The sequence below is a fragment of the Streptomyces xanthii genome, assembly GCF_014621695.1.
In the GTDB taxonomy this organism is placed as follows: Bacteria; Actinomycetota; Actinomycetes; order Streptomycetales; family Streptomycetaceae; genus Streptomyces; species Streptomyces xanthii.
Map to the genome: position 1 here is coordinate 5540583 of NZ_CP061281.1, position 20395 is coordinate 5560977.

Here is a 20395-nt window from a genome sequence, read left to right on the forward strand (position 1 = left end):
GACGAGCCGCTCAGCCGCGGCGGCGCCGCGCCTGCCAGACGGCGCCCACACCGAGCGCGGCGACGAGCACGACCGCGGTGATCACACCGACGGACGGCCCGTGCGCACCGGACGAACCGGACGCGCCGGCGGACTTTCCGGCGGAGTCCGGCGCGCTCGACGGCTCGTCCGCACCACTGCCGGACACCTGCTCGCCGCAGCCCGTCGACGGGTATCCGGCGATGGCGCACAGCAGCGCGTTGCTGTTGTAGCGCAGCGGCTTGGCGACGGAGGCGAGCGCGTCCGCTGTCGTCGCGTCCTCGTCCACCCGCGCGCACGCCTGACGCGGCTTCGGCGGGTGGTCCCCGGCGGACGGCGCGTCCTTCGCGGTACCGAAGTCGATGACGAGCGCGATCCGCTTGCTGCCGTCCTTCGCGGGCGTGTCCGCGCAGATCGCGTCGAAGTCGGCGGCGCCGCGCGGCTGCGTGGCATCGGCCGAGTCGGCGCTCACCGCGAACCGGAAGCCCTGCACGTCACCGTCCGACGGCGTCGTCTGCGAGGGGCCCGTGGTCGCGTACGACCAGGCCTTGCCGTCCCGCTCCCAGAACGACCAGTACCGGTACCCGGCCGCCTGGGCCGGGGCGACGGTCACGGCGAGCAGCGCGCCCAGCAGCGCGAGCACGATGCCCGCGCATCTGCCGCGGGTCACAGCTGCTGCTTCTTGCGGCCGCTCAGCAGGAACCCGGCGCCGACGGCCGCGACGAACATCACGCCGACGATCCACCAGGTGCCGAAGCCGCCCTTGCCGTCGTCCTTCTTGTCCTCGTCGGACGCGCTGTCGCCGGACTTCGCGGAGGCGGGCGCGGGGCCCGTCCCGTTCAGGGCGCTCACGAGGTCGGTGCCGCCGAAGTCGCGCGGGTCGTTGCCCGTGGCGTGCGCGGCGAAGATCAGCTGGGCGTAGGCGGCGGGCCCGGACTGCTTCGCCCAGTCACCCGCGTTCTTCTCCAGCCAGGCGTACGGGTCCTTCGTGTACTTGACGCCCTCCGCGGCGGCGACGGCGGCCACCGCGTCGGCCGTGTTGCCGAAGTCGGGCTGGTCCTCGGCGCCGGCCAGCTGCGACTTCAGGTACTCGTGGGTGTTCAGCTGGTTCTGCAGGTACACGGCGCCGTTGTGCGCGAGGTCCGCGGGCTTCTTCCCGTCCTCGCAGGTGTACGCGTCGGGGGCGTCGCCCTTGCCGGGCGCGAACCCGGAGCCGAGCGAACCGAGCACCGAGGCGGCCGTCGCGTCGGCGTTCGCGGCGAGCCCGCCCTTCTTGTCGGGCTGGTAGGCGAACGCGCCGCCGTCCTTGCCCTCGGAGCAGGGCAGGGCGAGGTCCGCGAGGGCGTCGAGCCCGGAGTTGCCGGGGCCCGACTTCACGTCGGCGGGCTTCTCGCCGGCGGCGGCGAGCGCGCCGAGCACGACGGAGGTGGAGTTCGCGTCGCTGGCGCCGCCGGGGTTGTAGCCCCAGCCGCCGTCGCCGTTCTGGTTCTTCTTCAGCCAGTCGACGCCCTTGGCGACCTCGCCGTCGCGGCCGCCGACCGCGACGAGGGCCTGCACGGCGGCGGCCGTGCTGTTGCTGTCGACGGCCGTCTTCTTGTCGCAGGCCTTGCCCGGCTCGGCACGGAACGCGGCGAAGCCGCCGTTCTCGCACTGCTGCCCGGCCAGCCAGTCCACGGCCTTCGCGGCGGGCTTCACGCCCACGGTGTCCTGCGCGACGAAGGCCAGCGACTGCCGCCACACCCCGTCGTACGTCGGGTCGCTCTTGCCGTACAGGCCCGAGGGCGTGACGGCCTTCGGCGAGGGGGAGGCACCGTCCGCGACGGCGGCCGGCGCGGCGGCCGCGCCGATCACGACGGTCGCGGCGACGAGCGCGGCGCTGCGGCGAATGTTCATGGTGGGGCGGGTGCCTCTCCCTGCGGGGGGCCGGGAGGCGCGGCACGCGTCGGCGCCGGGCGGCTCCGGCTCCGTATGCCTCGACGGTTCCGAGCCGATCACTACGGGCGTGAGGCATTCCGGCTCTACGGCTGCGGGTCAGCGCCGGACTCCCACCGGCTTCCCCTCACACACGCACAATGACGACCCCCCTACCTTACCGGCCGGTCTTTGCGCGCTCCCCGCCCCCTGGGGCGCACGGAGTGCGCCTTCAGGGGCGCGGGGCTGTAACCATCAGCGACTCCGTCGCGGGGCGCGAGCCACCACGACGGCGCGGCACTCGGCAACGAGACCCCATGGGGCAGACGAGTCACCGAATATCGACGGGCCCGTCGTCATCCCTGTGGCCCGAACCCCGATACGGCTCCACGTCCGACCCCACAGGCTCCCCGCCCAGGTTCTTCCGCACCGAGTCGAGGATCGTCAACCCCTGCCCGACCAGACCGGCGGCGATCTCCCCGAGCCCGTCGGCCCCGTTCAGCACGTTCACGTTCGCCCCGGCGAGGCCGGCCGACGCCTCCTTCACGATCTGCGGCAGCTGGTCGATGAGCATCCGGTCGAGCGCGACCCGGTCGTAGGACGCCGCCGCCTCCGCCTGGATCTTCATCCGCTCGGCCTCGGCGAGGGCCAGCACCCGGATCCGCTCCGCGTCCGCCTGCGCCGGCTTCACGACCTCGGCGATCAGCTGCTTCTCCCGCAGCTCGGCCTGCTTCAGCGCCAGCTCGGTCTGCGCGGCGAGCACTTCCTGCTGCGCGTGCGCCATCGCGAGCGGCCCCGCCTGGTCGGCGTGCGCCTTGGCCCGGTCGACCTCGGCGTTGTACTCGGCCTGGACGACCGCGGTCTGCCGCGCGTACTCGGCCTGCTTGCGCGCCGCCGCCTGCTCCGCCTCGGCGGCGGCCTGCGTGGCCTGCGCCTGGGCGATCTGCGCCTGCCGCTGGATGGCCGCCTTGTGGGGCCGCGACATGGCCTCGATGTATCCGGTGCTGCCGTCGTCGATGGACTGGATCTGCAGCGAGTCGACGTGCAGTCCGATCTTCGCCATCTCGGACTTCGACGTGTCGAGGACCTCGGTGGCGAGCTTCTGCCGCTCGGTGACGATCTCCTCGACGGTCATGGAGCCGATGATGGAGCGCAGGTGACCGGCGAAGATCCGCCCGGTGAGGACGGACATCTGCTCCTGGTCGGACAGGAAGCGCTGACCGGCGTTGACGATCGACTCGTGGTCGTTGCCGACCTTGAAGGCGATGACGGCCCGGACGGTCAGTGCGATGCCCTGCCGGGTCACACACTTCTCGACGACCTCGGACTCCATCATCGCGAGCGAGAGGAAGCGGGTCTTGCGAAAGATGGGCAGGACGAACTTCCCGTGCCCGGTGACGACGCGGAACGGCGCTCCCCCAAGTCCCCGCCTGCCGCCCGAGATCAGCATCGCCTCGTCGGGTGCGGGAACGCGATAACCGAACATGCTCACGTCTCCTTAGCGGGCGCCGCCGGTGCCGTCGCCGAGCAACGGATCGTCCCAGGCGATGACTTGGACCTGCCGGGTGCCGCGGGACTCGATGACCAGCACGGTCGAACCCCGCTCCAGCGGAGCGTCCGACCACGCGAGGAACGTCTCGGTCCCGCCCCTGACGCGCACCAGCACCTCGCCGGGGCCCGCGGACCCCCGGGTGCCGACGAGCAGTCTCCCCGTACAGCCGACCACGGCCTCGTCCGGCGCCATCGGCGGCCGCCCCCTTGTCGTTCCGGCTCGTGAGAGCCCTGAGAGCCAGACCATACGCCCGCCCGGACCCCCCGAACCATCACCGGGGGGCAAAGACCGCCGTCGCGTCGCCGCCCGCGTCAACCCGTCGCCACGTACGTCACCGGATCGCTGCCCTGGACCGTTTCCACGTGTCCCAGTTTCACCAGTCGGCGCAGGTGAGCCTCGGCCTCGGAGACCGCGATGTTGCGGGAGCCGTAGGGGATGTCGGCCCAGGGGCGGTTCCACTCCATGCGCTCGGCGAGCTGCCACGGGGTGAGCGGGGCGGCGAGGAGGGCGCGCAGGTCGGCGAGGCGGGCCTCGTGGTGATCGAGGAGTTCGGCGACCCGGGCGGGGGCGTCGGTGAAGGGGTGCTGGTGGGCGGGCAGGACCTCGGCCGGGCCCAGGGCGCCGATCCGCTCGAGCGAGGCCAGGTAGTCGCCCAGGGGGTCCGTGACGGTGGCGTCGTCCGGGTCCTCGTAGAGGCCGATGTGGGGGGTGATGCCGGGAAGGACGTGGTCGCCGGAGAACAGGCGTCCGTTGCCCGCGAGTTGAGCCGGGTGCTCCTCCTCCAGGTGGAGGCAGACGTGGCCGGGGGTGTGGCCCGGGGTCCAGATGGCGCGCAGCCGGCGGCCGGGAAGGTCGAGGAGGTCGCCGGGGGTGATCGTGCGGTCGGGCAGCGCCGGGTCGAGACCGGGCAGCTTGCGGGGGCGGCCCGCGTCCCGGGCCGCGATCAGCGGGGCCACGTGCGCCTCGGGCGCCCCGGCGGCCACCAGCTTCGCCGCCATGTACGCGTACCAGCGCGAGGGCGGGTTCTCCCGGGTGCGGCGCACGACCGCCGCGTCCGCCTCGTGCATCGCGATCCACGCGCCCGACGCGTCCCGCACCTTCGCCGACAGGCCGTGATGGTCCGGGTGGTGATGGGTGATCAGGACACCGGTGACGTCCTTGACGTCGGTGCCGCAGGCCGTGAGCCCGGCGGTCAGGGTGTCCCAGGACTCCGGGTCGTCCCAGCCCGTGTCGATCAGGACCGGGCCGGCGTCGGTGTCCAGGAGGTGGACGAGGGTGTGGCCGAGCGGATTGTCGGGGATCGGGACGCGGATGCTGTGCACACCGCCGCCGTGGTCGGTCACCTGCGTCATGGGTCCGCCTCTCCGCTCCACTGCCGCGATCGCTGCCACCGGCACTGTAATGGAACACCTAGAACTTGTTTCAATGGTCGCCCCGGTAAACCGGTTCCGCCGCCTTCCTCACCCTTCCGCATCCGAACTAGAACTGGTATCAGTTCTGAAACACCGTCAGAAAGCTCAGCCAAGCGGAAGCGGAAGTCGCCATGCCCGAGCTCGTGGAACACGGACAGCTGTTCATCGGCGGGGAGTTGACCGATCCCCTCGGCAAGGACGTCATCGAGGTCGTCTCCCCGCACACCGGCGAGGTCTTCGGGCGGGTGCCGCACGCCGCCCCCGCCGACGTCGACCGCGCCGTGGCCGCCGCCCGCCGCGCCTTCGACGAGGGCCCCTGGCCGCGCATGACCCTCGAGGAGCGCATCGAGGTCGTCGGCCGCATCAAGGACGCCATCGCCGTCCGCCACGAGGAGATCGCCAAGGTCATCTCCCAGGAGAACGGCTCCCCCTACTCCTGGTCCGTCCTCGCGCAGGCCCTCGGCGCGATGATGGTCTGGGACTCGGCCATCAACGTCGCCCGCGGCTTCACCTACGAGGAGGCCCGCGACGGCGCCCTCGGCAAACTCCTCGTACGGCGCGAGCCCGTCGGGGTCGTCGCCGCCGTCGTCCCCTGGAACGTCCCGCAGTTCGTCGCCGCCGCCAAGCTCGCGCCCGCGCTGCTCGCCGGCTGCACGGTCGTCCTCAAGCCCTCGCCCGAGTCGCCGCTCGACGCGTACCTGCTCGGCGAGATCGCGAAGGAGGCGGGGCTGCCGGAGGGCGTCCTGTCCATCCTGCCCGCCGACCGCGAGGTCAGCGAGTACCTCGTCGGGCACCCCGGCATCGACAAGATCTCCTTCACCGGATCGGTCGCGGCCGGCAAGCGCGTGATGGAGGTGGCCTCGCGCCATCTCACCCGCGTGACCCTGGAGCTGGGCGGCAAGTCCGCCGCCGTCGTCCTGCCGGACGCCGACCTGGAGTCCACCGTCGCCGGGGTCGTCCCCGCCGCCTGGATGAACAACGGGCAGGCCTGCGTCGCCCAGACCCGCATCCTGCTGCCCCGCTCCCGCTACGACGAGTTCGCCGAGGCCTTCACCGCCGCCGCGTCCGCCCTCGTCGTCGGCGACCCGCTCGACCCGGCCACCCAGGTCGGCCCGCTCGTCGCCAGGCGCCAGCAGCAGCGCAGCCTCGACTACATCCGCATCGGCCAGGACGAGGGCGCCAAGGTCCTCACCGGCGGCGGGGTCCCGAAGGGCTACGAGCAGGGCGCGTACGTCGAGCCGACCCTCTTCGGCGACGTCCACAACGGCATGCGCATCGCCCGTGAGGAGATCTTCGGCCCGGTCATCTGCCTGCTCCCGTACGGGGACGAGGACGAGGCCGTGAAGATCGCCAACGACTCCGACTACGGGCTCAGCGGCAGCGTCTGGACCGCCGACGTCGCCCACGGCATCGACGTCGCCCGGCAGGTGCGGACCGGCACGTACAACGTCAACACGTTCAGCCTCGACATGCTCGGGCCGTTCGGCGGCTACAAGAACAGCGGCCTCGGGCGGGAGTTCGGACCCGAGGGGTTCGGGGCGTACCTCGAACACAAGATGATCCATCTGCCGGCCGGCTGGGAGGGCTGAGTCTTGGGTGACCGGTGGCACGTCGAGGTCGACCGCGGGGTCTGCATCGGGTCCGGGATGTGCGTGAACCACGCGCCCGGGGCCTTCCGGCTGGACTCGGCGCGGCAGTCCCGGCCGATCGAGGGGGACGTCGACGCGGGGGAAGCCGTGCTCGCCGCCGCGGAAGGGTGCCCCGTCGAGGCGATCTCGCTGGCGCTCGCCGACTCGGGGGAGGTCGTCTTCCCGCCGGAGGAGTGACCCCGCCCCCGCAGCCCCGTCACGGAGCGCTCCTGTCCTCCTCCACCAGATCGATCAGGCGGCAGACCGTCTCGATGTCGATCTTCACCTGGGCGATCGAGGCCCGGCCCGACAACCACGTGATCAGGGCCGAGTGCCAGGTGTGCTCGATGACCCGGACCGCCGAGAGCTGCTCGGGGGACGGGTCGTCGAGACCCATCGCGTCCAGGATGATCGCCGTCGTCTGGCGCGACACCTGGTCGACCTCCGGGCTGACGCTGCGGTCCGCGAAGGTCAGCGCCCGCACCATCGCGTCGGCCAGGTGCGGCTCCCGCTGCAGCGCGCGGAACGCCCGCATCAGGGTGTCCGCGACCCGCTCGGCGGGGGAGTCGGAGGAGGGCGGGCGCTTGCGTACCGTCGTGTGCATGTGCTGGAGCTGGTCCTGCATCGTCGCGACCAGCAGATGCACCTTGCTCGGGAAGTACCGGTACAGCGTGCCGAGGGCCACCTGCGAGGACTCCGCGACCTCACGCATCTGCACCGCGTCGAACCCGCCGCGCGCCGCCAGCTGCGCACTCGCGTGCAGGATGCGGCGGCGCCTGGCCTCCTGGCGCTCGGTGAGCGCCGGAGTGCCCTGCGTGCCGGTTCTCGCGTCCGGAGCTGTCATCTGTCCGCTTCCGTCGTGGCCGTGGCGTGAATCACCTGATCCACCGGTCACAGCGTGGCTACCTGCCGGTAGATTCGGTGCTCCTTGAACGATCAAGTCTGAAACTTGTTCTAGATTAGCGTCCCCACGTAGTGTCGGCGGTCCCCAGGGGGCAGGCCGGGATGTCCACGGGCAAGCAGGAGAGAAGGGTGGCCTGGAGTGACCGCGGAGTCGTTGCGCATCGCTCTCCTCACGTACAAGGGCAACCCGTTCTGCGGTGGCCAGGGCGTGTACGTACGACATCTCTCCCGTGAGCTGGCCCGCCTCGGCCACCGCGTCGAGGTCATCGGCTCCCAGCCCTACCCCGTGCTCGACGAGGGTGAGGACCTGCACGGCCTCAGCCTCACCGAACTGCCGAGCCTCGACCTCTACCGCAGCCCCGACCCCTTCCGCACCCCCAAGCGCGACGAGTACCGCGACTGGGTGGACGCGCTCGAGGTCGGCACCATGTGGACCGGCGGCTTCCCCGAGCCCCTCACCTTCTCGCTGCGCGCCCGCCGCCATCTGCGTGCCCGCCGCGGCGACTTCGACGTCGTCCACGACAACCAGACGCTCGGCTACGGACTGCTCGGCGACCTCGGCGCCCCGCTCGTCAGCACCATCCACCACCCCATCACCGTCGACCGGCAGCTCGAACTCGACGCCGCCGCCGACTGGAAGCGCCGCATGTCGGTGCGCCGCTGGTACGCCTTCACCCGCATGCAGAAGCGCGTCGCCCGCAAACTGCCCTCCGTGCTCACCGTGTCCGGCACCTCGCGCGACGAGATCGTCGAGCACCTCGGCGTACGCCCCGGCCGCATCCGCGTCGTCCACATCGGCGCCGACACCGACCTCTTCTCGCCGGACCCGGCGATCGCCGAGGTCCCCGGCCGCATCGTCACCACCTCCAGCGCCGACGTCCCCCTCAAGGGCCTCGTGTACCTCGTCGAAGCCCTCGCCAAGGTCCGGGCCGAGCAGCCCGACGCGCACCTCGTCGTCGTCGGCAAGCGCGCCGAGGACGGACCCGTCGCCCAGGCCATCGAACGCTACGGGCTCGAAGGCGCCGTCGAGTTCGTCAAGGGCATCAGCGACCAGGAGCTCGTCGACCTCGTCCGCTCCGCCCAGGTCGCCTGCGTGCCCTCCCTCTACGAAGGCTTCTCGCTGCCCGCCGCCGAGGCCATGGCCACCGGCACCCCCCTCGTCGCCACCACCGGCGGCGCCATCCCCGAGGTCGCCGGACCTGACGGAGAGACCTGCCTCGCCGTACCGACCGGCGACGCCGGCGCCCTCGCCGCCGCGCTGACCCGGCTGCTCGACGACCCCGCGCTGCGCACCCGGCTCGGCGCCGCGGGCCGCGCCCGGGTCCTCGACCGGTTCACCTGGGCGCGGGCCGCGCAGGGCACCGCAGAGCTCTACCGGGAGTCCATGGACGCGGCGCCCCCGCGCCCCGCCGGCGGCTCCGTACGACCGCGATCGCAAGCGCGCGCACACGCGGACGCGCACCAGGAAACCCCCCAGGAAAGCAGGGCCACGTGCTGACCGTCGACTTCACCCGTTTCCCGCTCGCCGCGGGCGACCGCGTCCTCGATCTCGGGTGCGGGGCCGGACGGCATGCCTTCGAGTGCTACCGGCGCGGGGCCCAGGTCGTCGCCCTCGACCAGAACGCGGAGGAGATCGCCGAGGTCGCCAAGTGGTTCGCCGCCATGAAGGAGGCCGGCGAGGCCCCGGCCGGCGCCTCCGCCACCGCGATGGAGGGCGACGCGCTCGCGCTGCCGTTCCCCGACGAGTCCTTCGACGTCGTCATCATCAGCGAGGTCATGGAGCACATCCCCGACGACAAGGGTGTGCTCGCCGAGATGGTGCGCGTCCTCAAGCCGGGCGGCCGCATTGCCGTCACCGTGCCGCGCTACGGCCCCGAGAAGGTCTGCTGGGCGCTCTCCGACGAGTACCACGAGGTCGAGGGCGGCCACATCCGCATCTACAAGGCCGACGAACTCCTCGGCAAGATGCGCGAGGCCGGCCTCAAGCCGTACGGCACGCACCACGCGCACGCCCTGCACTCGCCGTACTGGTGGCTCAAGTGCGCCTTCGGCGTCGACAACGACAAGGCGCTGCCCGTCAAGGCGTACCACAAGCTCCTGGTCTGGGACATCATGAAGAAGCCCGCCCTGACCCGGGTCGCCGAGCAGCTGCTCAACCCGGTCGTCGGCAAGAGCTTCGTCGCCTACGCCACCAAGCCGCACCTGCCCGCAGCCGACGCCGAGGCCACTGCGTGAGCAGCTCCGAGCGGACCGAACTCCTGGTCCTGGACGGCGTGCTGACGGCCGATCAGGCGCGGCGGACCGTGCGCGGGATACTCGACGTGCAGCGGCCGGACGGGGCCATACCGTGGTTCCGCCGGCACCACCTCGACCCGTGGGACCACACCGAGGCCGCCATGGCGCTCGACGTGGCCGGCGAGCACGAGGCCGCCGAGCGCGCCTACGACTGGCTGGCCCGGCACCAGAACCCGGACGGATCCTGGTACGCCGCCTACCACGACGGCGACCCCGACGACGTCACCGACCGCGGACGCGAGTCCAACTTCGTCGCGTACATCGCGGTCGGCGTCTGGCACCACTACCTGTCCACCGGCGACGACGCGTTCCTCGACCGCATGTGGCCGGCCGTGTGTGCCGCCGTCGAGTGGGTGCTGAGGCTGCAGCAGCCCGGCGGGCAGATCGGCTGGAAGCGCGAGGACGACGGCACGGCCGTCGACGACGCGCTGCTGACCGGGAGTTCGTCCATCCACCACGCGCTGCGGTGCGCGCTCGCCATCGCCGAGCAGCGCGAGGAGCCGCAGCCGGACTGGGAGCTGGCGGTCGGCGCGCTGCGGCACGCCATCAGGCGCCACCCCGAGCGTTTCCTCGACAAGAGCCGGTACTCGATGGACTGGTACTACCCGGTGCTCGGCGGGGCCCTGCGCGGTGACGAGGCCGCCGCCCGGATCGCGGGGGACTGGGACAAGTTCGTCGTGCCCGGGCTCGGAGTGCGGTGCGTCGTGCCGAACCCGTGGGTCACCGGGGGTGAGAGCGCGGAGCTGGCGCTCGCGCTCTGGGCCGTCGGCCAGTCGGACCGGGCGCTCGCGATCCTCCAGGACATCCAGCACCTGCGGGATCCGCGGACCGGGCTGTACTGGACGGGGTACGTCTTCGATGACCGGGCGATCTGGCCCGAGGAGTTGACGTCCTGGACGGCGGGGTCCGTGCTGCTCGCGGTTGCCGCGCTCGGGGGTGACGAGGCGACCTGCGCCGTCTTCGGCGGCGAGTCCCTCCCCAACGGCGTCGACCCCCAGTGCTGCCCCGCGTAGCCACGGCCTCCCCGTAACGACGCCCCCGCCCGGGCTCGGGCCCCATCCGTTCCGGGCGCGGGCGGCGCCGTGGCCCGGGGCGCGGGTTCCTGTCGCCTTGGGGTGGGTGGTGCTGGTGCTGCGGCCTCCGGGGCGGGCGGAGCGTGCCTTCGCCCGCGAGGCCATAGCCTCAGCCCTTCCCCCACCCTCCCGCCCCCTCCAGGGGCGTCGGCCCGGCACCCGGCCCAGGGCAACGCGCCGGCCCCCGGACGCGCAATTCCGTCGGCCCGGCTGCTTCGCCCCGCCGCAGGGGCCGAACTTCATCGCCGACCACCGCGCCGTCGTGGCTGGCCGCGCAGTTCCCCGCGCCCCTGACGGGGCGTATCCGCCCACGCCTTGATCGTGCTCACGCGGTGGAGCCTCATGTCGACACGGCCCGCGCCGATGAAGGGGCGCATCTGCCCTCACCTTGATCGCGCCCGCGGGGCGCGGAGCCGCGGGCGCAGCCGGCACGCCCTGAACGCGCCCACACGCAGCCTCCCCACGCCCGAGGCGGTCACTGTGGGTGAGGTCGAGTGGCGGGGGGTGGGATCGCGGGGGAGGGTGCTGGGAGGGGGGAAAACGGCTCGGAGGTGAGCGTGGTCGGGAAGTCTCTTTCGGCGCGGCGCGGAATCATCGCGCTCATGCTGTGCGGCGCACTGCTCGTGGGCGGTACGGCCTGCGCCGGCGGCAACGGCAGTACGGAGGCCGTGGCACGGCCGGCGGCGGCCAGCAGCAGCCCCGCGGTCGAGCGCCAGAAGCTCGCCAAGACCCGGTTCGTGGCCAACGCGGGCCTCGCCGCGGGCGCGACGTACCAGTGGATCGTGAAGCCGTGGAAGGCCGGGAAGTTCAAGAAGGGCGCGAAGGGCCGGAAGTTCGCGCTCGTCAAGGCGGGCCTCGCGGGCGCGTTCACGTACAACCGGCTCAAGGCGGCGCAGCGCAACGCCAAGGGCGACCCGACGCTCGCGAAGGCGGTCGCCCCGCTCACCGCCGGGATCGACAAGCTGAAGGACCTGCCGAAGCAGCTGCGCAAGGGTGACGGCGTCGACTCGGTCTCCGGTTCGTTCGACGACATCATCAACGGCGTCAAGGACGCAGGGAAGAGCGCCGGCGCAGAGGTGAAGGACAAGGTGCCCTCGGCGAAGGAGCTCGCCAAGGGGTCCTAGGGAGCGGCTAGTTCAGCTCGGCCAGGACGCGGAGCGTCTCGGGGTCCGGTGACAGGATCAGCAGATCCGTCACCGGGCCCTTGCGCCACAGTTCGAGGCGTTCGGCGATCCGCTCGCGCGGCCCGACGAGGGAGATCTCGTCGGCGAACGCGTCCGGCACCGCCAGCACCGCCTCCTCGCGCCGCCCGGCGGCGAACAGCTCCTGGATGTGCCGCGCCTCGGCCTCGTACCCCATGCGTGCCATGAGATCGGCGTGGAAGTTGCGGGTGGCGTGCCCCATGCCGCCGATGTAGAAGCCGAGCATGGCCTTGACCGGCAGCAGCCCCTCCGCGACGTCGTCGCACACCTTGGCGCGGGCCACGGGCGCGATCATGAAGTTCTCGGGGAGGTCGGTGAGCGACGCCTCGTAGACGTCGGTGCGGGTCGGGGACCAGTACAGGGGGAGCCAGCCGTCGGCGATGCGGGTGGTCTGCGCGATGTTCTTGGGGCCCTCGGCGCCGAGCAGGACCGGCAGATCGGCGCGCAGCGGGTGCGTGATCGGCTTGAGGGCCTTGCCGAGGCCGGTGCCGTCCTCGCCCCGGTACGGATGCTGGTGGAAGCGCCCGTCGACCTCGACCGGCCCCTCGCGGCGCAGCACCTGCCGTACGGCGTCCACGTACTCGCGGGTCGCGGTGAGCGGCGAGCGCGGGAACGGACGCCCGTACCAGCCCTCCACCACCTGCGGCCCGGACAGGCCGAGGCCCAGCATCATGCGGCCGCCGGAGAGATGGTCGAGGGTGAGCGCGTGCATCGCCGTCGTCGTGGGGGAGCGGGCCGCCATCTGCGCGATCGCCGTGCCGAGACGGATCCGCGTGGTGTGCGCGGCGAGCCAGGTGAGCGGGGTGAACGCGTCGCTGCCCCAGGACTCGGCCGTCCACACGGAGTCGTAGCCGAGCGCCTCCGCCTCCTGGACGAGCCCGACATGGCGGAGGTCGGGGCCGCGCCCCCAGTAACCGAGTGCGATTCCGAGGCGCATCTGCCCGCTCCCTCCGCCGCCCGTCATTCGTGATCTGACGGTACGTCAGTTCGACCGTCGCCGGGTGACTGTACGCGAAAGGCCTCCCGCCCGGAAGTACGGGCGGGAGGCCTTTCGGCGAACGGGGTCCGGATCAGCCGCGCTGGATCCCGGACGTGTCCTGCAGGACGCCACGACGGCCGTCCTGCGTCTGGGCGACGAGACCCGGGCCGCGCTGCTCGACGGCCAAGTACCACGTGCCCGGCGCCAGTTCGGCGATCGGCGACGGCGAACCGTCCTCCGCGTACAGCGGACGCGGCACCGGCACGGCGAACCAGAACGGGGAGAAGTCCCCGGCCGGCTGACCGCCCTGCGAGGGCTGCGCCGGCTGCGGCGCCGGAGCGGCGGCCTGCGGCTGCGGCTGACCGCCGTAGGGCTGGCCCGGACCGGGCTGACCCTGCTGCGCGCCGTAGGGCTGACCCGGCTGCTGCTGGGCGCCGGGGTAGCCGTAGCCACCCTGCGGCTGGCCGCCGTACGGCTGCGGCTGCACGGGGCGCGGGGCGCCGACGAGCGGGGCCTTGAGCGCGGGGACGAGCGAACCGGCGACCGCGCCGCCCGCGAGGGCGAGCGAGGCGATGAGGCCGATGATCAGGCCGGCGCCCGCGTCGAGGTTGTCACTGACGTCGATCAGCGTCCACAGCATCGTCCAGGCGGTCAGGACGGCGAAGCCGGTGCCGACCATGCCGAGGTCCAGGCCGAGCACCTTGCGGGGCTGCGGCTGGGCCCGGTTGAAGACGATGAGAGCTGCGCCGATCACTCCGCCCATGAACGTGCCCAGGCCGTAACCCAGGTTGTCCCAGGCGTTGGGGCCGTCGATGTCTGCCGACGCCGAGCCACCGAAATTCGAGCCCGAGTAGGAGTAGAACTCGAGGAACGAGGCGATGAACAGCAACACCGCTGCTCCGATCACCACGCCGTCGCCTCGAGTGAGGGAGCGGATATTCACTTCAGGGTCCTTCGTAAGTCGTCCGGTCGCCCGGTCAAGTCGTCCGGTCATCGGTGGAGGCGGCGCAAGGCGCAGGGGTGGCCCCACATCGTAGGGACACTATCGTCCACGAGCTGGAGGTGTCTGCCGGGTTCCACAGCGTGACCTCTACCTGCGCAGGAAACTCACGATTCCCGCCGAGATGCCCTGGGCCGCCTTCTGCCGCCAGGAGCCGGACGTGAGCTTGCCCGCGTCCTGCGAGTCCCTCATGTTGCCGCATTCGATGAAGACCTTGGGCACGGTCGACAGGTTGAGTCCGCCCAGGTCGCTCCGGGTGTCGAGGCCGGTGCGGTCCCCTACGTAGTTCGACGGCCCCATCTCCGTGAACTGCACGAACTTGCCCACGATGCGCTCGCCGAGGTCCTTCGACGGGCCCACGATCGGGCGGGTGTCCGCGGCGCCCGCGTGCACGGATGCGGGAAGGATCACATGGAATCCGCGGTTGCCCTCGGCGGAGCCGTCCGCGTGCACGGAGACCACGGCGTCGGCGTGCGCCGCGTTGCCGATCTGCGCCCGCTCGGTCACGCACGGGCCCCAGGCGCGGTCCCCGTCCTGGGTGAACTTCACGGTCGCGCCCTGCTGTTCGAGGATCGTCCGCATCCGGCGCGCGACATCCAGGGTGAACCGGGCCTCCGTGTAACCCGAGTTGGTGGACGTACCCGTGGTGTCGCACTCCTTCGTGCCGTTGCCCACGTTCACGCTCTTGTTGATATCGGACGGGTGCGAGAAGTTTCCCGGATTGTGACCCGGGTCGATCACGACGACCTTGCCCTTGAGAGGGCCGGTGCCGCCGCCGGCCGGCTTCTGCGGCTTCTTCGACGCGGAGGCCGAGGCGGACGCGGAAGCGGACTTTGAGGGGGACTGCGACGGCTTCCGCGACGCCTCCGCCTTCGACGGAGTCGGCGTCGCGCTCGACGAGGCGCCCGGCGCGGGCAGCACCTTCGGCGGCTCGCTCTCCCCGGGGCCGCTCACCACCTGCCAGACCATCCAGCCCGCCAAGGCCGCCGGGACGAGCGCGGCGAGCGCGACGAGCACGGGCCGGCCACCGAAGCGACGGCCCTCCCTCGGGGCATCGCTCCGGTAGAACTCGTCGAAGTCATCGGGGTCCGGGCCTACGTACGACACGCCCCCGACCCTAACCGTGACCTCAGATTCCCGGGCCCGTTCGGCGCAGGACGCGCAGCGAGTCGCACACCGAGACCTCGGTGAACGCCCCGGACTCCAGTGCCCTGAGGTACACGCGGTACGGGGCCTGGCCGGTCCACTCGTCGTGCTTGACGGGGAACACGTCGTGGATGAGCAGCAGTCCGCCCTCGGCGACGTGCGGCGCCCAGCCCTCGTAGTCCGCGGTGGCGTGCTCGTCGGTGTGACCGCCGTCGATGAAGACGAGGCCGAGCTTGCCGCCCCACGCCTTCGCGACCCGCGGCGACTTCCCGACCAGCGCGACGACGTGGTCCTCCAGGCCCGCCGCGTGCAGCGTGCGGCGGAACGTCGGCAGCGTGTCCATCAGACCGACGACCGGGTCGACGGTCTCAGGGTCGTGGTACTCCCAGCCCGGCTGCTGCTCCTCGCTGCCGCGGTGGTGGTCGACCGTGAGGGCGCTCACGCCGGCCGCGCGCGCGGCGTCGGCGAGCAGGATCGTCGAACGCCCGCAGTACGTGCCGACCTCCAGGAGCGGCAGCCCGAGCGCGCCGGCCTCGACGGCGGCCGCGTACAGCGCGAGCCCCTCGTCGAGCGGCATGAACCCCTTGGCGGCCTCGAAGGCGGCGAGGACGTCGGCGGCGGGACGGTCGCTTGTGGTGGTCATGCCGCACATGCTGCCCCAAGCGGCGACCGGTACCCGCACCGGGGGCGCGGACCCGCCCGGCTCTCCGGCTCCGCCGCGACCAGCGACGACGGTGGGGCGGCCGGCGACGGGGTCCGGTTCCGACCGTACGCGGTGGGGCTGCGGCCGAGGTCGCCGGACGAGTCGTACGTGCGCGATCAAGGCGGCACCCCGGTACCGGGTGCGCGATCGGTCGGCCTCGGCTGCAGCGCCGCCGCCGTAGGGGCTGAGGATCGTCGCCGGTTGCAGCGCCGTCGTGGCTGGTCGCGCAGTTCCCCGCGCCCCTGGAGGGGCGCGGGGAACTGCCAGGTGCTACCCGAGGGCGGGTGCTGGGCTGCCCCGCCGCCGGGGGCCGTCAGCGGACCTGTTCGGTGACGGGGGTCAGGGGGAGGTCCAGGGGTACCGGGCCCGGGGCGCCGTGGTGGGTGGCGGAGGAGGCGTGCGGGGCGTGGCCGGGGGCGGTCGCGGCCAGGACGTAGGCGCCGCCGTCCGGGACCGACAGCGAGTAGGAGCCGTCCGCGTCCGTGAGGGCGGCCCCCGCCTGGCGGCCGCGCCGGTCGATCAGGGTGACCTTGGCGCGGGGCACCGGAACCCCGGCCGGGTCGAGGACCCGCCCGCGGAACGCCGCGAGGGCCTCCTCGGCGCGGGCGAGACCCGCGTCCTCCTCGCTGCTGGCGCGCAGCTGCACCGCCGCGGCACGTCGCCCCGGCAGGAACACGGCGAGCACGACACCGCCCACCACCGCACCGGTGGCGATCAGGAACGCGACGCGGAAACCGTGCATCGTCGGGATCGCGACACCGCCGACGTGGTCCGCGGTGTTCGCGAGGACCATGCCGATGACGGCCGAGGACACGGAGGTGCCGATGGAGCGCATCAGGGTGTTCAGGCCGTTGGCCGCACCCGTCTCGGACGGGTCGACCGCGCCGATGATCAGTGCAGGGAGCGAGGAGTAGGCGAGGCCGATGCCCGCGCCGATCACGACCGAGATGATGATGGTCTGCCAGGCCGCGCTCATCAGGCCGAGCCCGGCCCCGTAGCCGACGGCGATGATCAGCATGCCGAGGATCAGCGTGATCTTCGGGCCGAACCGCGCCGAGAGGCGGGCGTACACCGGGGCGGTCAGCATCATGGTCAGGCCCAGCGGCGCCACGCACAGACCCGCGACGACCATGGACTGGCCGAGGCCGTACCCGGTCGCGGTGGGCAGCTGCAGCAGCTGGGGCAGCACCAGCGAGATCGCGTAGAACGCGACGCCGACCATGATCGAGGCGAGGTTGGTGAGCAGCACCTCGCGGCGGGCGCTGGTGCGCAGGTCGACGAGCGGGGCCTTGAGGCGCAGCTCCATCACGCCCCAGGCGACGAGCACGACGAGGGCCGCGGCGAACAGGGCGAGGGTCGTCCCCGACCCCCAGCCCCAGTCGCTGCCCTTGGTGATCGGCAGGAGCAGCAGGACCAGACCGGCGGAGAGCCCGATGGCGCCCGCGAGGTCGAAGCGGCCCGGCGCGCGCAGCGGGCTCTCCGGTACGAAGGCCAGGGTCAGCGCGATCGCGACGACGCCGAGACCGGCCGCGCCGAAGAAGAGGGCGTGCCAGTCGGCGTGCTGGGCGACGAGCGCGGCCAGCGGCAGCGCGAGGCCGCCGCCGACGCCGATCGAGGAGGACATCAGGGCCATCGCCGAGCCGAGCTTCTCCGGCGGCAGCATGTCGCGCATCAGGCCGATGCCGAGCGGGATGGCACCCATGGCGAAGCCCTGGAGCGCGCGCCCGGCGATCATCACGAGCAGGTTGTCGGTGAAACCGCAGATCAGCGAGCCGACGACCATGACGGCGAGACTGGCGAGCAGCATCCGGCGCTTGCCCGCGAGGTCACCGAGGCGCCCCATGATCGGGGTGGAGACGGCGCCGGCGAGGAGCGTGGCGGTCAGGACCCACGTGGCGTCGGAGGGCGCGGTGTCCAGCAGTTCCGGCAGGTCCTTGATGACCGGGACGAGCAGGGTCTGCATGACGGCGACGACGATGCCGGTGAAGGCGAGGACGGGGACGACGCCGCCGGTGCGGCGGGACGAGGTCGTCGGTAGGGACATGAAGGAGGGCCTCCGGAGGCGGTCTCGGTCGAGATGTGGGACTGCGGTGCTGCTGTTCTCAAGGCGGCGGAACGGCGGGGTGGCGGTCCGGGTGTCATGTGTCACGTGTCATGGGGGAGCGTCACGCACACCGCTGTGCGTGACGCTTGCGTGTATCCCGAACCCGTTTCCTCGGGCGACTATTCCGACGATCGTCGTACGAGTCGGAACCTTGACCTTTTCATTACGCACCCCCTGTGCGCCCGCCCCAGGTCCCGCCCGCCGGGATTTCTGACACGACGTCAGATTCGGTCTTCCGCTCTACTGGAACGTGTTCTACCGTGCGCCGCATGGGCATCGCCATCACGCAGGAACAGCGGGAACTCGCGGACTCCGTGCGCGGCTGGATCGCGCGCGCCGTACCGCCCGACGAGGTGCGCAAACTGCTCGACGCCCCGGCCGCCCCGGGCGTCCGGCCACCGCACTGGGACGGCCTCGCCGCCCAGGGCCTGCCCGGCCTGCACCTGCCCGAGGACTGCGGCGGCGGAGGCGGCACCCTGCTCGACCTCGCCGTGGCCGTCGAGGAGGCAGGCCGGGCCGCGCTGCCCGGCCCCTTCCTCGGCAGCGCCCTCGCGGCCGAGGTGCTGCGCCGGGCCGGAGTGCGCGAGCTCGCCGGCGCGCTGGCCGCAGGGGAGCGGATCGGCGCCGTCGCCTTCGGCCCCGGCGGCCTCACCGCCGTCACCGGCCCCGACGGACTCGTCCTGGACGGCGCCGCGCCGCCCGTCCTCACCGGCGCCGACGCCGACCTCCTCGTCCTCGCCGCCGAGACCGCCGACGGCACCGTGTGGCTCGCCGCCGACGCCGCCACCCCCGGACTCACCGTGCGCGTCCACGACAGCGCCGACCCGACCCGGCCCACCGCCGAGATCACCGCGAGCGGCGCCGCCGTCCCGACCGACCGCGTCCTCGCCGTCGACGCCGGGCTCGTCCGCGACCTCGCCGCCGTACTGCTCGCCGCCGACGCGTGCGGCGGCGCCGCCTGGGCGCTGGCCACCGCCGCCGAACACGCCAAGGTGCGCGAACAGTTCGGGCGGCCCATCGGCCAGTTCCAGGGTGTCAAACACCTCTGCGCCGACATGCTCGTCCGCGTCGAACAGGCCTGCGCGCTGGTCTGGGACGCCGCCCGCGCCCTGGGCGAGGAGCAGACCGCGCCGGAGGCCGGGGCCCTCGTCGCCGCCCTCGCCGCGGGGACCGCCCTCGACGCCGCCTACACCTGCGCCAAGGACTGCATCCAGATCCTCGGCGGCACCGGCTTCACCTGGGAGCACGACGTCCACCTGTACCTGCGCCGCGCCGTCGTCGCCCGGCAGCTCCTCGGCGCCGGCGACGCCCACCGGCTGCGCGCCGTACGCCTCGCCGAGACCGGCGCCCGCCGCGAACTCCGCCTCGAACTGCCCCCCGAGGCCCAGGCCCACCGCGACAGCGCCCGTACGGCGCTCGCCCCCGCCCACGGCCTCGACCCGCGCGCCGCCCGCCGCGCGCTCGCCCCCACCGGATACGCCGCCCCGCACCTCCCGCCCCCGTACGGACTCGGTGCCGGGCCCCTCCAGCAGCTCGCCGTCCAGCAGGAGCTGGCGGCCGCCGGGATCAAGCTGAGCGACCTCGGCATCGCCACCTGGGTCGTCCCCTCGCTCCTCTCCCACGGCACCCAGGAGCAGCGCGACCGCTACCTCCCCGCGACCCTGCGCGGCGAACTCCTGTGGTGCCAGCTGTTCTCCGAACCCGGCGCCGGATCCGACCTCGCCTCCCTGCGCACCCGCGCCGAGCGGCTGCCCGACGGGCGCTGGCGGATCAACGGGCAGAAGGTGTGGACGAGCGCCGCCCAGTGGGCCGACCACGGCATCCTGCTGGCCCGCACCGACCCCGACGCCCCCAAGCACAAGGGACTCACGTACTTCCTCGTCGACATGAAGAACACGGACGGCATCGACGTCCGCCCGCTGCGCGAGATCACCGGCGACGCCCTCTTCAACGAGGTGTACTTCGACGACGCCGTGCTGCCCGCCGACGCGGTGGTCGGCGAGGTCGACGACGGCTGGCGGGTCGCCCGGCACACCCTGGGCAACGAACGCGTCCACATGGCCGACCAGCTGACCTTCGACACCGGTCTGGAGGCCCTGCTCGCACGGGCCGGCGACCTCGACGGCTCCTACCGGGCCCGGATCGGCTCGCTCGCCGCCCAGGCCCACGCGCTCGCCTGCATCGGGCTGCGCACGACGCTCCAGCAGGTCGCGGGGGAGGGGCCGGGGCCCGGCGCCTCCGTACGCAAGCTCGTCCAGACCCCGCACCAGCAGCAGGTCGCCGAACTGGCCCTCGAACTCCTCGGCCCCGCGGGCGCGCTGCGCGAGGGCCCCGGGCAGCGGGCCCTGCACGGCTTCCTCCTGTCCCGTTGCCTCACGATCGCGGGCGGCACGACACAGGTGCAGCTCAACGTGGTGGCGGAACGCATCCTGGGCCTGCCCCGCGACTGAGGACGCCAGGGGCTGTCCG

The 20395-nt window shown here is 72.7% G+C and carries 18 protein-coding genes; 7 read left to right on the plus strand and 11 right to left on the minus strand.

Annotation, left to right across the window (positions count from 1 at the left end):
- Window positions 1-10: 10 nt before the first annotated feature.
- The 5 genes from IAG42_RS24955 to IAG42_RS24975 form a co-directional block, all read right to left on the minus strand.
- Window positions 11-688, minus strand: coding sequence for an SCO2322 family protein (locus tag IAG42_RS24955; protein WP_188339193.1), 678 nt, complete (start codon window positions 686-688; stop codon window positions 11-13).
- A complete protein-coding gene (locus IAG42_RS24960; protein ID WP_188339194.1) occupies window positions 685-1911 on the minus strand; it encodes a prenyltransferase/squalene oxidase repeat-containing protein in 1227 nt (408 codons plus the stop codon). Before IAG42_RS24960 ends, IAG42_RS24955 begins: the two co-directional genes overlap by 4 nt.
- A gap of 349 nt (window positions 1912-2260) precedes the next feature.
- Window positions 2261-3415 (minus strand): flotillin family protein, encoded by a 1155-nt coding sequence (locus IAG42_RS24965; RefSeq protein ID WP_188339195.1) that lies wholly within the window; start codon window positions 3413-3415, stop codon window positions 2261-2263.
- A gap of 12 nt (window positions 3416-3427) precedes the next feature.
- Window positions 3428-3673, minus strand: a complete 246-nt coding sequence (locus IAG42_RS24970) for a hypothetical protein (protein WP_188339196.1) — start codon at window positions 3671-3673, stop codon at window positions 3428-3430.
- A gap of 119 nt (window positions 3674-3792) precedes the next feature.
- Entirely contained in the window at window positions 3793-4833 is a 1041-nt protein-coding gene (locus IAG42_RS24975; protein ID WP_188339197.1) for an MBL fold metallo-hydrolase, read from the minus strand.
- Between the two features lie 191 nt (window positions 4834-5024).
- Here IAG42_RS24975 and IAG42_RS24980 point away from each other — a divergent pair, with 191 nt between their 5' ends.
- Together IAG42_RS24980 and IAG42_RS24985 are read left to right on the plus strand one after the other, a co-directional pair.
- Entirely contained in the window at window positions 5025-6482 is a 1458-nt protein-coding gene (locus IAG42_RS24980; RefSeq protein ID WP_188339198.1) for an aldehyde dehydrogenase, read from the plus strand.
- Window positions 6483-6485: 3 nt separating this feature from the next.
- Window positions 6486-6719: a ferredoxin gene (locus tag IAG42_RS24985; RefSeq protein WP_188339199.1), complete on the plus strand. Its 234-nt coding sequence runs from the start codon at window positions 6486-6488 to the stop codon at window positions 6717-6719.
- Between the two features lie 19 nt (window positions 6720-6738).
- Here IAG42_RS24985 and IAG42_RS24990 read toward each other — a convergent pair whose 3' ends face one another.
- A complete protein-coding gene (locus IAG42_RS24990; RefSeq protein ID WP_188339200.1) occupies window positions 6739-7365 on the minus strand; it encodes a TetR family transcriptional regulator in 627 nt (208 codons plus the stop codon).
- Between the two features lie 198 nt (window positions 7366-7563).
- On the opposite strand from IAG42_RS24990, the gene IAG42_RS24995 reads away from it, so the two are divergent.
- From IAG42_RS24995 to IAG42_RS25010, 4 genes are all read left to right on the plus strand, one after another.
- A complete protein-coding gene (locus IAG42_RS24995; RefSeq protein ID WP_188339201.1) occupies window positions 7564-8922 on the plus strand; it encodes a glycosyltransferase family 4 protein in 1359 nt (452 codons plus the stop codon).
- The gene (locus IAG42_RS25000) at window positions 8916-9659 is read left to right on the plus strand and encodes a class I SAM-dependent methyltransferase (RefSeq protein ID WP_188339202.1); all 744 of its coding nucleotides are present in this window, start codon (window positions 8916-8918) and stop codon (window positions 9657-9659) included. The genes IAG42_RS24995 and IAG42_RS25000 overlap by 7 nt, the downstream gene beginning before the upstream one ends.
- Window positions 9656-10732 (plus strand): prenyltransferase/squalene oxidase repeat-containing protein, encoded by a 1077-nt coding sequence (locus tag IAG42_RS25005; protein WP_188339203.1) that lies wholly within the window; start codon window positions 9656-9658, stop codon window positions 10730-10732. Before IAG42_RS25000 ends, IAG42_RS25005 begins: the two co-directional genes overlap by 4 nt.
- Window positions 10733-11394: 662 nt before the next feature.
- The gene (locus IAG42_RS25010; RefSeq protein WP_188341588.1) at window positions 11395-11916 is read left to right on the plus strand and encodes a hypothetical protein; all 522 of its coding nucleotides are present in this window, start codon (window positions 11395-11397) and stop codon (window positions 11914-11916) included.
- Between the two features lie 7 nt (window positions 11917-11923).
- Here the strand turns inward: IAG42_RS25010 and IAG42_RS25015 are convergent, their stop codons facing one another.
- From IAG42_RS25015 to IAG42_RS25035, 5 genes are all read right to left on the minus strand, one after another.
- Window positions 11924-12931, minus strand: coding sequence for an LLM class F420-dependent oxidoreductase (locus IAG42_RS25015; protein ID WP_188339204.1), 1008 nt, complete (start codon window positions 12929-12931; stop codon window positions 11924-11926).
- Between the two features lie 133 nt (window positions 12932-13064).
- The gene (locus IAG42_RS25020) at window positions 13065-13916 is read right to left on the minus strand and encodes a hypothetical protein (RefSeq protein WP_188339205.1); all 852 of its coding nucleotides are present in this window, start codon (window positions 13914-13916) and stop codon (window positions 13065-13067) included.
- A 147-nt stretch (window positions 13917-14063) separates the two neighbouring features.
- A complete protein-coding gene (locus IAG42_RS25025; RefSeq protein WP_394811246.1) occupies window positions 14064-15080 on the minus strand; it encodes an N-acetylmuramoyl-L-alanine amidase in 1017 nt (338 codons plus the stop codon).
- A 22-nt stretch (window positions 15081-15102) separates the two neighbouring features.
- The gene (locus IAG42_RS25030) at window positions 15103-15771 is read right to left on the minus strand and encodes a class I SAM-dependent methyltransferase (protein ID WP_188339206.1); all 669 of its coding nucleotides are present in this window, start codon (window positions 15769-15771) and stop codon (window positions 15103-15105) included.
- Between the two features lie 364 nt (window positions 15772-16135).
- Window positions 16136-17866, minus strand: coding sequence for an MFS transporter (locus IAG42_RS25035; protein WP_188339207.1), 1731 nt, complete (start codon window positions 17864-17866; stop codon window positions 16136-16138).
- Between the two features lie 329 nt (window positions 17867-18195).
- Here IAG42_RS25035 and IAG42_RS25040 point away from each other — a divergent pair, with 329 nt between their 5' ends.
- A complete protein-coding gene (locus IAG42_RS25040) occupies window positions 18196-20376 on the plus strand; it encodes an acyl-CoA dehydrogenase (RefSeq protein ID WP_188339208.1) in 2181 nt (726 codons plus the stop codon).
- Window positions 20377-20395: the final 19 nt, after the last annotated feature.